Origin of the sequence: Rhodococcoides kroppenstedtii, assembly GCF_900111805.1 — a bacterium.
Taxonomy (GTDB): domain Bacteria; phylum Actinomycetota; class Actinomycetes; order Mycobacteriales; family Mycobacteriaceae; genus Rhodococcoides; species Rhodococcoides kroppenstedtii.
In genome coordinates this window covers 221829-233872 of record NZ_FOJN01000005.1, presented here as the reverse complement: position 1 = coordinate 233872, position 12044 = coordinate 221829, and the positions used below count along the sequence as shown (strand labels likewise).

The 12044-nt window shown below is 71.7% G+C and carries 10 protein-coding genes and 1 pseudogene; 7 read left to right on the top strand and 4 right to left on the bottom strand.

All coding sequences use genetic code 11. The features are described 5' to 3' along the window. Positions 1-23: 23 nt before the first annotated feature. Positions 24-974, bottom strand: coding sequence for a proteasome assembly chaperone family protein (locus BMZ18_RS08275; protein WP_068100840.1), 951 nt, complete (start codon positions 972-974; stop codon positions 24-26). 274 nt (positions 975-1248) lie between these two features. Between BMZ18_RS08275 and BMZ18_RS08270 the strand changes: the two genes are divergently transcribed. The 4 genes from BMZ18_RS08270 to BMZ18_RS08255 all read left to right on the top strand — a co-directional run bounded on the left by BMZ18_RS08270 (position 1249) and on the right by BMZ18_RS08255 (position 4635). Beyond that, positions 1249-2334: an S-(hydroxymethyl)mycothiol dehydrogenase gene (locus BMZ18_RS08270; protein ID WP_068100842.1), complete on the top strand. Its 1086-nt coding sequence runs from the start codon at positions 1249-1251 to the stop codon at positions 2332-2334. Beyond that, a complete protein-coding gene (locus tag BMZ18_RS08265) occupies positions 2331-2963 on the top strand; it encodes an MBL fold metallo-hydrolase (protein WP_068366307.1) in 633 nt (210 codons plus the stop codon). The genes BMZ18_RS08270 and BMZ18_RS08265 overlap by 4 nt, the downstream gene beginning before the upstream one ends. 129 nt (positions 2964-3092) lie before the next feature. Then, the gene (locus BMZ18_RS08260; protein ID WP_244516458.1) at positions 3093-3866 is read left to right on the top strand and encodes a sensor domain-containing protein; all 774 of its coding nucleotides are present in this window, start codon (positions 3093-3095) and stop codon (positions 3864-3866) included. A gap of 10 nt (positions 3867-3876) precedes the next feature. After that, the gene (locus tag BMZ18_RS08255; protein ID WP_068366310.1) at positions 3877-4635 is read left to right on the top strand and encodes a trimeric intracellular cation channel family protein; all 759 of its coding nucleotides are present in this window, start codon (positions 3877-3879) and stop codon (positions 4633-4635) included. Here BMZ18_RS08255 and dtd read toward each other — a convergent pair. Further along, positions 4619-5038: pseudogene (dtd, locus tag BMZ18_RS08250) on the bottom strand (D-aminoacyl-tRNA deacylase); the annotation flags it as partial. The gene BMZ18_RS08255 and the pseudogene dtd overlap by 17 nt on opposite strands. A gap of 145 nt (positions 5039-5183) precedes the next feature. On the opposite strand from dtd, the gene BMZ18_RS08245 reads away from it, so the two are divergent. Then, positions 5184-6251 carry a DUF4192 domain-containing protein gene (locus tag BMZ18_RS08245; protein ID WP_169817769.1) on the top strand — a complete coding sequence of 356 codons (1068 nt, stop codon included), beginning with the start codon at positions 5184-5186 and terminating at the stop codon, positions 6249-6251. 2 nt (positions 6252-6253) lie between these two features. On the opposite strand, the gene galE is transcribed toward BMZ18_RS08245, so the two are convergent. Together galE and BMZ18_RS08235 are read right to left on the bottom strand one after the other, a co-directional pair. Then, positions 6254-7240, bottom strand: a complete 987-nt coding sequence (galE, locus tag BMZ18_RS08240) for a UDP-glucose 4-epimerase GalE (RefSeq protein WP_074922078.1) — start codon at positions 7238-7240, stop codon at positions 6254-6256. A gap of 31 nt (positions 7241-7271) precedes the next feature. After that, on the bottom strand, positions 7272-7958 hold the full coding sequence (locus BMZ18_RS08235) for an iron-dependent transcriptional repressor DtxR (RefSeq protein ID WP_068105572.1): 687 nt from the start codon (positions 7956-7958) through the stop codon (positions 7272-7274). A gap of 93 nt (positions 7959-8051) precedes the next feature. Here BMZ18_RS08235 and BMZ18_RS08230 point away from each other — a divergent pair, with 93 nt between their 5' ends. Then, positions 8052-9293 carry an acetoin utilization protein AcuC gene (locus BMZ18_RS08230; RefSeq protein WP_068362222.1) on the top strand — a complete coding sequence of 414 codons (1242 nt, stop codon included), beginning with the start codon at positions 8052-8054 and terminating at the stop codon, positions 9291-9293. Next, positions 9286-12006, top strand: coding sequence for a bifunctional acetate--CoA ligase family protein/GNAT family N-acetyltransferase (locus BMZ18_RS08225; RefSeq protein ID WP_371828491.1), 2721 nt, complete (start codon positions 9286-9288; stop codon positions 12004-12006). The genes BMZ18_RS08230 and BMZ18_RS08225 overlap by 8 nt, the downstream gene beginning before the upstream one ends. The last annotated feature ends 38 nt before the right edge of the window (positions 12007-12044 follow it).

Here is a 12044-nt window from a genome sequence, read left to right as displayed (position 1 = left end):
GCTACGTGGATGTGACGGCTCCGTCAGGCCCGGTCGTCGGGGTCGGTGCTGTCCTCGTCGAGCCCGGTCTGCTCGGCCAGGAACCGCTCGAACTCGGCACCGAGTTCGTCGCCGCTGGGCAGTTCCTCGTCCGAGGCCAGCAGCGTGGACTTCTGTTCCTGGGCGGTGACGAAGGTGTCGTACTGACGCTCGAGCGCTGCGACCACCGACCCGACCTCCGGGTTGCCCTCGACGTGCTCGTCCACCTGCTCCCGCACGCGGGCCGCAGCCGTGGTCAGCGCGGCGAGGGGCAGTTCCAGGTCGGCGGCGTCGGCCACCAGTTCCAGCAACTTCTCCGCGGCGCTGGGGTAGGCGGTCTGCGCGAGGTAGTGCGGGACGTGCACCGAGAAGCCCATGGACTCGTGTCCGTGCTGTGCCATCCGGTACTCGAGCAACGACGACGCGCTGCCCGGCACCTGCAGTTCGCCCGACCACTTGTGGTGATCGCCGACCAACTCGGAGTCGGAGGAGTGCGCCGTGACGCCGAGAGGGCGGGTGTGCGGGACGGCCATGGGTATGGAGTTGAGGCCGATCGTCCGCCGCACGCCCAGCTGCTCGGCCAGCAGCCGCACGGCGGTGGTGAACTTCTCCCACTTCAGATCCGGCTCGAGTCCGGACAGGAGAAGGAACGGCGTGCCGACCCCGTCCTGGACGGCGTAGAGATTGAGCACGGGCTCCTCGTAGTCGGAGAAGTGGTCCGCCTTGAACGTCATCATGGGCCGCCGGGAGCGGTAGTCCAGCAACTCGTCGATGTCGAACGCCGCCACGAGTTCCGTCTCGAGCGTCTCGCGCAGATGTGCCGTCGCCAGCTTCACGGCGTGTCCCGCATCGGAGTAGCCCTCGAGACCGTGCACGAGGACCGGGCCGAGGCCGTCCTCCGAGAGCACGCGCGGCGCCGGAAACTCGAGCTCGTACATTCCGGATTTCTCGTCCATGCCGTGTCCTCCCTCGTCGCGCCGATGCCGCCTTGACGGCTTCTGGTCGATTACCCAGTTTTCCACAGCGCGACGCGCTCACTTGCCGTCGTTCGTCGACGGTCCAACATCGCGTCGCGGCCCGGCATTCCCCGTGTACGCCGCGAGGATGCCTCGGACCCCGCCATGCCCGTATTCGCATGGATGCACCGATAGGGTCGACAACGCGCGCCGCGGTCCGTCGCGGGCGCACCGACCTCGGGACCGACGGACACACGACCGACAGGAGACTCACATGCCACAGCACGTCCGCGGCGTCGTCGCACGGAGCAAGGGCGCCCCGGTGACCACCGAGACCGTCGTCGTCCCCGACCCCGGGCCCAACGACGTGGTGGTGGCGATCCAGGCGTGCGGCGTGTGCCACACCGATCTCCACTACCGCGAGGGCGGCATCAACGACGAGTTCCCGTTCCTGCTCGGTCACGAGGCCGCCGGTGTGGTCGAGACCGTCGGGGACGACGTCACCCACGTCGCGCCCGGGGACTTCGTGGTGCTCAACTGGCGCGCCGTGTGCGGCCAGTGTCGGGCCTGCAAGCGCGGTGAACCGTGGTACTGCTTCGACACCCACAACGCCTCGAAGAAGATGACTCTGGAGGACGGCACCGAACTCACCCCGGCGCTCGGCATCGGAGCGTTCGCGGACAAGACGCTCGTCCACGAGGGTCAGTGCACGAAGGTCGATCCCGACGCCGACCCGGCCGTGGTCGGATTGCTCGGCTGCGGCGTGATGGCCGGTCTCGGCGCCGCGATGAACACCGGCAACGTCGGTCGCGGTGACTCCGTCGCGGTCATCGGATGCGGCGGCGTCGGCGACGCCGCGATCGCCGGCGCCCGCCTCGCCGGAGCGGGCACCATCATCGCGGTCGACCGGGACAAGGGAAAGCTGGACTGGGCCACCGAGCTCGGCGCCACCCACACCGTCGACGCGTCGTCGGTCGACGCCGTCGAGGCCGTCCAGGAGCTGACCGGCGGCCACGGCGCGGACGTCGTGATCGACGCCGTCGGTCGCCCCGAGACGTGGAAGCAGGCGTTCTACGCACGCGATCTGGCCGGCACCGTGGTGCTCGTCGGCGTGCCGACTCCGGACATGACCGTGGAGATGCCGCTCATCGACTTCTTCTCCCGCGGCGGGTCGCTCAAGTCCTCCTGGTACGGCGACTGCCTGCCCGAGCGCGACTTCCCGATGCTGGTCGACCTCTACCGGCAGGGCCGACTGCCCCTGGAGAAGTTCGTCACCGAGCGCATCGGTCTGGGGGACGTCGAGGCGGCTTTCGACGCCGCAGCGGCGGGCCGCGTCCTGCGATCGGTGGTGGTCCTGTGAGCGGCGACCTGCGCGTCGATCGCGTCGTCACGTCCGGAACCTTCGCTCTCGACGGCGGGGAATGGGACGTCGACAACAACATCTGGCTCGTGGGGGACGACTCGGAGGTGGTGATCGTCGACGCCGCGCACGATGCCGACCCCATCGTCGACGCCGTCGCCGGCCGAACCGTCGTCGCGGTGATCTGCACCCACGGTCACAACGATCACGTGACCGTCGCCCCGGAACTGGCGCGGCGTCTGGACGCGCCGATCCTGCTCCACCCGGCCGACGACGTGCTGTGGGAGCAGACCCACCCGGGCGTCGGCCACCGGGACCTCGCCGACGGCGACTCGATCGCCGTGGCGGGCACGACCGTGCAGGTGCTGCACACCCCGGGCCACTCGCCGGGGTCCTCGTGCCTGTACCTCCCCGAGGCCGGGGAACTCTTCAGCGGCGACACTCTGTTCTCCGGTGGCCCGGGAGCCACCGGCCGCTCCTACTCCGACTTCCCGACGATCATCGGGAGCATCCGTGAGCGGCTGTTCGCGCTGCCGCCGGAGACGACGGTGCGCACCGGGCACGGCGACGGCACCACCATCGGGACGGAGTCGCCGCACCTCGAGGAGTGGATCGCCCGCGGCTCCTGACCGGGGCCGGCGAGCCGCATAACGAACCGGACACCCCGCGGTGTGGGCGGGGTCGGCCGAGTGGTGCTCTGTGCGATGCTCGCCGGACCACCGGGCTGCGGCCGCACCCGGGCGAGGCGAGATGAGGACATGATGCTGCTGCGCAGGACCCGACTCGGAATCGCAGGATGCCTGGGAGCCGGTGCCGTTCTGCTCACCACGGCCTGCGGTGGCAGCACCGTCGAGGGCGTGCCCGAGGCCGCCGGGACCACCGCGCCGCCGGCGACGAGCTCGACGACGACGTCGGTGCCCCCCACGACGACGGGCGACAGCGCGACCCCGACGTCGAGCGCGGCCGCGTCGGCGCTCGCGGCCCTCACCCTCGATCCGTCGGTGTTCCCCGCCGCCTACCAGGCGGTGGTGTTGCCCCCGCAGGCGGTGGCGCAGGCCGCTCAGGACCTCGACGGCGTCGCCTCCGGCGCGTCGGTGGACCCGGCCGGGTGCAAGCCCGACCGGCCGACGGCCGATCCGGACGCGACGTCGCTGGTGGTCGGCACCGACCCGGTGAACCGCGCGACGGTGTCGGTGGAACTCGCCCGGGTGGACGACACGCTCGACTCCCTGCGCTCGCGGACCGAGGAATGCGGCACCGTCCGCACGACGGCCGGCGGGGTCACCGCGGAGGTGGTCAGCGAGCTGGTGCCGCCGCCGCCCCTCGGTGTGGACGACACGCTGGCCGTTCGCCGCACCGTCTCCTCCGGCGGCGGGGCGGACGAGATCACCCAGTCGATGCTCTCGCTCGTCGGGCAGGTCGACGACGTCCGCGTCACCGCCACGTACATGTCGTTCGGCGCGGGGGAGCCCGACACCGCGACGCTGGATCTGGTGTTCCGCGAGGCGGTGCAGAAGGTCAAGAACGGCTGATCGTGCGCCGATGTTCGATTTCGTGATCGGGACGGCGGATCTGTTCCGGGTCCTCGACCTCACCGGCGTGGTGGCCAACGCGCTGCTCGGTGGAGCGGTGGCCCGGGCCATGCGCTTCGACCTGGTCGGATTCTCGGTTCTCGCCGTGGTGTCCGGGCTCGGCGGCGGCATCATCCGTGACACGTTGCTGCAGGCCGGTCCGCCGGTCGCCCTCACCGACTACCGGTACCTGACCGCCGCGTTGCTCGGAGCGTTGGTCGCCTTCGCCGTGCGGTTCGAAGGACGCGGCTGGGACCGCATCTTCCCGTACGTCGATGCCCTCGCGCTCGGCTGCTGGGCGGCGGCCGGGGCTCAGAAGACCCTGGGCGTGGGGTTGGGGTGGCTGCCCGCGATCGGGCTCGGCGCCGTGACCGCCGTGGGCGGGGGAGCGGTCCGTGACATCGCCGTCGGCCGCGTCCCCGCCATCTTCGGCGGCAACACTCTCTACGCCACCTGCGCGCTGGCCGGCAGTGCGACCCTGGTGGTGGTCCAGTCCCTGATCGGCACCGACGCGGGCCTGGTGGCGGGCACGGTGGTGGGGGCCTCGCTGTGCGTGGTCGCACGGTGGCGCGGCTGGATGCTCCCCGAAGGAGTGTCCTGGTCCAGGCTGCCGAAGCCGACGCTGCCGCTCACCGCGCGGCGTCGGCGGGTGTCGACCCGCCGCCGGGCGCGCTCGACGACGGTCCGGCGGTGGTGGATCCGAATCCGGGGCTCTCGACGATCACGGTGACCGGTCCGTCGTTCACCGACTCCACCGCCATGTGAGCACCGAACACGCCGGTCGCGACGGTGATTTCCCGGGCGCGCAGGGTGTCCACCACGGCGCGGACCAGCGGCTCGGCGACGGGACCGGGCGCCGCCCCGTTCCAGGAGGGGCGTCGGCCCTTCCGCGTGTCGCCGTAGAGGGTGAACTGCGAGACCACGAGCACACCCGCGTCGGGAACCTCGGACACGGACCGCTCGTCCGGGAGGATCCGCAGCTCGGCGATCTTGCGGGAGACGTGCTCGACGTCGGTCGGCCCGTCGGACGGCGCGACTCCCAGCAGCACGAGAACGCCCGGACCGATCTCTCCGACCACGCGGGCGTTGACCCGCACCCTCGCGGACGAGACCCGTTGCAGCACTGCACGCATGGTGACGATGGTGGCACGTCGCACGGTGCCCCCTCGGACCGGTGTTCTCCCCGGGGCCCCGGCCATCCACAGGTTGGTTCGGGGCGACCCGTCGGCCCAGGTCACGCGGCGAGGGCGGTCGGCGGCGCGGCGCAGAGTGCGGCGTGTGACCAGACATCCGTACGCCGCCCACCGCCGTGACGACCACCCGCTCGACCCACCGCTGCGCGCCACCGTGGCCACGGTGGGCGACCTCCTCGCCGCCGTGCCCGCCCTGCTGGGCTTCGTGCCCGAGCACTCCATCGTCCTGATCTGCCTCTCGCGGGGGTCGACGACGACGGTGCGCATGACCGTGCGGCAGGACCTGCCGGACCCACCCGCGACGGGGGAGGTGTTCCACGCCATCGAGCGCTGCGCGCAGGTCTGCGACCGCGAGGCCTACGACGCGATCGTCGCGGTGCTCGTCGTCGGTGACCGCGCCCCGGCGCAGTTCGACTCGCTCGCGGACGACCTGCACGAGGTGTTCGACGCCCTCGACATCGAGGTCCTCGGCGTCCACGTGGTGCCGACGATCACGGCCGACGCCCCCTGGTCGAGCCTCGGCGGTGACGACCGCCACGGATCGTTGCCGGATCCGCTCACGTCGGCGGTCGCGGCGTCGACCGTCGTGAGCGGCCGCCCGATCCGGTCCTCCCGATCCGATCTGCTGACCGTTCTCGCCCCGGCGTCCGTCGACGACTGCGCGCGCTTCGAGCGGCACTGCGCCGAGGTCGCCGAGATCCTCGCGCCGCTGACGCCCGGAGAGCTACTGGCCGAGGTGGTCGACGACGTCGAGCTCCTCGATCTGTCCGGTGAGCTCGACTCCGTGTCGGCGGCGCGGGCGATGGCGGGTCTCGCGGTGCTGTCCATCCGAGACGCGCTGCTCGGACTCGCCGGCACTCGCCTGGACGCGACCGCGGGTGCGCTGTGGGTGGAATTGACCCGCCGGACGTCCGGCCCGCAGCGAGCGGCACCCGCCACGATGGTGGCCGTGTGGTTCTACCTGCGCGGAGACGGGCCGATGGCCGGGACGGCGCTCGAGGTCGCGCTGGCGGCCGACCCCGGGTACCGGCTGGCCGTACTGCTCGACGCCGCCCTGCAGAACGGTCTCGGCCCGGCCGTCGTGACCGACCTCGTGGACTCCGCCCGTGCCGTCGCGACGGGGCTCGGCGTGCGGCTGCCCGCCGACGGGTGAGGTCAGCCCCGACGCGCGGAGTGCGCGCGGTCGCCCAGGGAGAGCAGGAACTCCCACGCGTCGGCGACGATCGTGTCGAGGTCGGTGAGCTCGGGCGACCAGCCCAGCTCGTCGATCGCCTTCGCGCTCGAGGCGACGAGCACCGCGGGATCGCCGGGGCGACGCGGCGAATCCACCACCGGGATGTCCCGACCGGTGACCCGGCGGCAGGATTCGATCACCTCGCGGACCGAGAAGCCGGCGCCGCTGCCCAGGTTGAAGATCCGGTGCTGTCCGGGAATGCTCCGGTCGATCGCGCGCAGGTGCGCATCCGCGAGATCCCGCACGTGGATGTAGTCGCGGACCGCGGTGCCGTCGGGCGTGGGCCAGTCGGTGCCGAAGACCGAGATCGACGCACGGTGGCCGGCCGCGACCTGCAGCACCAGCGGGATGAGGTGGGTTTCCACCACGCGGTTCTCGCCGAGCCCGCCATGAGCGCCCGCGACGTTGAAGTAGCGCAGGCTGGTCGCCCCGAAGCCGTGCGCTGCGGTGTATCCCGTGATGGCGTGATCGATGGCCAGCTTGCTCGCGCCGTAGGGGTTGGTGGGGCGGGTGGGGAAGTCCTCGGTGATCGGGGTGCGCTCGGGCTCGCCGTAGGTCGCGGCGGTGGAGGAGAAGACCAGACGGGGAATGCCGTGCGCGACGACGGCGTCGAGCAGCGCCAACGCGGTACCGACGTTGCCGCGCCAGTACTTCTCCGGCTGCTCCACCGATTCGCCGACCAGCGACTGGGCGGCGAAATGCAGCACGCCGTCCACGCCGGCGCCCGCCAGGACGTCGTCGATGCAGTCGGCCACCGGGCCCTCGACGAACGTCGTGCCCTCGGGCACGCCGTCGCGATTGCCGGTGGTGAGGTCGTCGATCACGACCACCTCGTGACCGGAGTCCACCAGCACTCTCGCGCACACGGAACCGACATAACCGGCGCCGCCGGTCACCACGTACTTCACGGGACTCCTCGGATGATCTCGACCCGGACGGTCAGATGGTCTTGACCTGGACGGCGTGGGCCATCTCGACGGACAGGTCCACGTCGTCGTGCCCCGGCACCGTGATGGTCACCGCGCCCGGCTTCGGGCACACCGTCACGCGTGCGTCCGGCACGACACCGGCGTCCCGCAGCCGCGCGATCGTGTCCGGGTCCGACTGCACGTACTCGGCCAGACGCCGCACCACGACCGCCGTCGGCGTACCGGCCGGCAGGTCGGACAGCCGCACCAGATCCTCGACCGGGGTGCTGGGCCGCGACGAGCCGAGCTGGTCCAGGCCGGGGATGGGGTTGCCGTACGGAGAGGTGGTGGGGTTGTCCAGCACCTCGACCAGGCGCCGTTCGACTTCCTCGCTCATCACGTGTTCCCACCGGCAGGCCTCGGCGTGCACGTCCTCCCACCGCAGACCGATCACGTCGACCAGCAGGCGCTCGGCCAGCCGGTGCTTGCGCATCACCGCGACCGCGAGCTCGCGGCCCTTCTCGGTGAGCTGCAGATGGCGGTCACCGGCGACGAGCAACAGACCGTCCCGCTCCATGCGGGCGACGGTCTGGCTCACCGTGGGGCCCGACTGCTCGAGGCGCTCGGCGATCCGCGCCCGCAGCGGGACCACGCCTTCCTCTTCCAGGTCGTAGATGGTCCGGAGATACATCTCCGTGGTGTCCACCAAATCCTTCACAATCACACCCTTCGTCTTCTGTAATTCTACCGGTAGGGAATCGACGTCGTGGGTCGGCCGCGTCGGACAGATCGGACACGTAGGTTGAACGTCATGACCGTGCCGTCGACCACACCCGCGCTCGTCTGGAGTGCGGATTACCTCAAGTACCGGTGGAGCGACGACCACCCGATGAACCCCACTCGGCTGGCCCTCACGATGGACCTCGCGACCACGCTGGGTCTGCTCGACGACGCGGACACGGTACCGCCCCTTGCGGCCAGCGACGAGGATCTGCTGCGGGTGCACACGTCGTCCTACGTCCGCGCGGTCAAGCGCGCACCCGTCGACCTGCCGCTTGGCTCCCGCGCCACCGAACCCGTGCACGGACTCGGGTCGGAGGACAACCCGGTGTTCACGGACATGCACGAGGCGAGCGCCGTCGTCGCCGGCGGCACGCTCACCGCGGCGCGGGCCATCGCGTCGGGTTCCTCGCGCCGTGCCGTCAGCATCGGGGGTGGCATGCATCACGCCATGGCCGACTGGGCATCGGGCTTCTGCGTCTACAACGACGCGGCCATCGCCATCTCGTGGCTGCTCGACAACGGGTACGACCGCATCGCGTACATCGACGTCGACGCCCACCACGGGGACGGCGTCCAGGCCGCGTTCCTCGACGACCCTCGCGTGATGACGGTCTCGGTGCATCAGCATCCCGCGACGCTCTGGCCGAACACGGGCTGGTCCACCGAGGCGGGGTCGGGCCTCGCCGAGGGCACGGTGGTCAACGTGCCGGTGCTGCCCGGAACGGGGGACCGGCTGTGGCTGCGGGCCTTCCACGCCGTGGTCCCCGGGGCAGTGGCGGCGTTCCGACCCCAGATCCTGGTGAGTCAGTGCGGCGTGGACTCGCACCGGGAGGATCCCCTCGCCGATCTCGGCCTGACCGTCGACGGCCAGCGAGCGGCGTTCCTCGCCATGCGCGACCTGGCCGACCGGGTCTGCGAGGGCCGATGGCTCGCCGTCGGCGGAGGTGGTTACGGGCTCGTCCGCGTGGTGCCGCGGGCCTGGACGCACCTCATCGCCGCGGTGCTCGACCGCGACGTCGACCCGTCGACCGCACTGCCCGACGAGTGGCGCGAGCGCGTGCGCGGCGCCGCCCCCAGCATCGATCTGCCGTCCACCATGAGCGACGACGGCGACGTCGACTACGCACCCTGGGACGGCCCCGGCGGATCGCCCGCCTCCGGTGTCGCCACGGTGGACCGCGCGATCGAGCGCGTCGACACCGCGATCATCGCGACGCGTCGGGCGGTCTACCCCGCCCTCGGACTCGACCCGGAGGATCCTCGTGACTGACGAGACCGCGGACGCGGCCTCCCCGGCCGGCGAACCGCCGCTGTCGGAGGCCAAGGCACGCGAACGGGAGCAGGCGGAGAACTACCCGAAGCACTGGTCCGCCGACGTGCTCGCCAGCGACGGGCGCGTGGTGCACCTGCGGCCGATCGTGCCGTCGGACGCCGACGCGATCGTCGCTTTCCACGGCAAACTCAGCGAGCGCACCCGATACCTGCGCTACTTCGGTCCGTACCCGACCATGCCGCAGCGTGACGTCGTCAATTTCACGACCGTCGACCACTCGTCGCGGGTGGCGTTCGTCGCCACTCTGGGTGACGAGATCATCGCGGTCGGTCGCTACGAGCGTCTCCCGGACGGCGACGGCAACTCCGCCGAGGTGGCCTTCGTGGTCGCCGACCACCACCAGGGCCGCGGTCTCGGGCCGATCCTGCTCGAGCACCTCGCCGGGGCCGCGGCGGAGAACGGTGTCCGCCGCTTCGTCGCGGAGGTCCTCGCGGAGAACCGCAACATGGTGACGGTGTTCCGGCAGGCGGGCTACCAGGTGAGCCGCACGTTCGACGGCGGCGTGCTCAACCTCGACTTCGACATCGACCCCACCGACGCGCTGGTGCAGGTGCGCAACTCTCGGGAGCGGGCGGCGGAGGCGCGCAGCGTCCGCAACGTGCTCTCACCGCGGTCGGTCGCCGTGATCGGTGCCTCCACCGACCCCGAGAAGGTCGGCAACGCGGTACTGACCAACCTGCTGCGCGCGTCCTTCACCGGCCCGGTCTACCCGGTCAACGCCGAGCACACGTCGGTGCGCGGAGTCCGCGCCTACGCCAGCGTGTCCGACATCCCCGACGAGGTGGACCTCGCCGTCGCGGCGGTGCCGTCCGCCCAGATCGACGCCGTCCTCGACGACTGCCTGGCCAAGGGCGTGCGGTCGCTCGTCGTGGTGTCCTCCGGATTCGGCGAGACGGGGGAGGAGGGCCGGGCCAACGAGCGGCGGCTGGTGCGGGCGGCGCGCGCCCACGGCATGCGGCTGGTCGGACCCAACGCCCTCGGCGTCGCCAACCTCGACCCCGCCGTCTCGTTGAACGCCACGCTCGCCCCGGTGCTGCCGGGGCGAGGTCGGGTGGGGTTCTTCTGTCAGTCCGGCGCGCTCGGTATCGCGATCCTGTCCCAGGCCTCGAAGCGGTTGCTCGGACTCTCGACCTTCGTCTCCGCCGGCAACCGCGCGGACCTGTCCGGCAACGACCTGCTGCAGTACTGGGACCAGGACGAGAACACCGACGTGGTGCTGCTCTACCTCGAGAGCTTCGGCAACGCACGCAAGTTCTGGCGGATCGCGCGGCGCGTGGCGCGCACCAAGCCGATCGTGGCCGTCAAGAGCGGGCGCGGGGCGGTGCCGCCGGCCCTGGCCACGGGCTCGGACGTCGACGACACCGTCGTCCGCGCGCTGTTCGAGCAGGCCGGGGTCATCCAGGTCGACTCGATCACCGAGCTGTTCGACTGTGCCGTCCTGCTCGGATACCAGCCCCTCCCCGCAGGTCCGCGCGTCGCGGTGGTGGGCAACTCGACTGCGCTCGGAGTGCTGGCCGTCGATGCCGCGCGGGACAACGGCCTGCGGGCCGACGCCCCGGTCGACGTGGGCGCGCAGGCGACGCCGGAGGACTTCGCCGCCGCGGTGACCTGCGCGATGGACTCGCCGGAGGTCGACGCCGTGCTCGCCGTGTTCGTCCCGCCGGTCGCCGTACGTGTCGAGTCCTACGCCGAAGCCCTCGGCGGCGCGGTCCGCGGCCGTGACAAGCCGGTGCTCACCACGTTCCTCGCGGCCGAGGGCATTCCCGATCTGCTCGCCGTGCGCGACGACGACGGCAACCTCGTGCGCGGCTCGGTGCCGTCCTACCCGGATCCGGCGCGGGCGGTGCTCGCGCTCACCCGAGCCTGGCGGTACGCCGCGCGCCTCGGTCGGCCGGTCGACGACGTCACCCGGCCGGGCGGGATCGACACCGACTCTGCTCGGGCCCTCGTCTCGGGATGGATGGAGCGCAGCCCGGAGGGGCGGTGGCTGTCCGACGAGGAGGCCACGCAGTTGCTCGAGTGCTACGGGATCTCCGTGGCGGCGTTTCGCACGGTCACCGACGAGTCCGAAGCCGTCGCGGCGGCCGAGGAGCTGGGCGGACCCGTCGCGGTCAAGGCGACCGGCGAGCAGTGGCGACACCGCCCCGACCTGTCCGGGGTGCGCCTCGACGTCGTGGGCGCCGGCGCCGTGGGCCGGGCGTACCGCGACCTCTTCGCGGTGTCCGGCAACCCGGTCATGGTCGTCCAACGCATGGCGACCAAGGGGATCGGCTGCGTGGTCCGCGTGCAGGACGACCCGTCGTTCGGTGCGGTGGTGTCCTTCGGGCTGTCCGGCGCCCTGCCCGACCTGCTCGGCGATCGCGCGTACCGCGTGCTGCCGCTCGCGCCGCGCGACGCGGCGGAGCTGATCGAGTCCCCGCGCTCGGCGCCCATGCTCTCCGGCTACCGCACGGCGTCACCGGTCAACAAGAACGCTCTTATCGACCTGGTGCTGCGGGTCTCGACCCTGGCCGACGACCTCCCGGAGGTCCGGCACCTCATCTGCGACCCGGTGCTCGCGTCGGCCACGGGGGCGGACACCACCGACGCCCGCATCCGGATCGGCCCGGAACCGATGCAGGCCGATTTCGGACCGCGCCGCCTGCGCTGACCGCATACGACAGTGCCCCGGGCGGAAGCCCGGGGCAC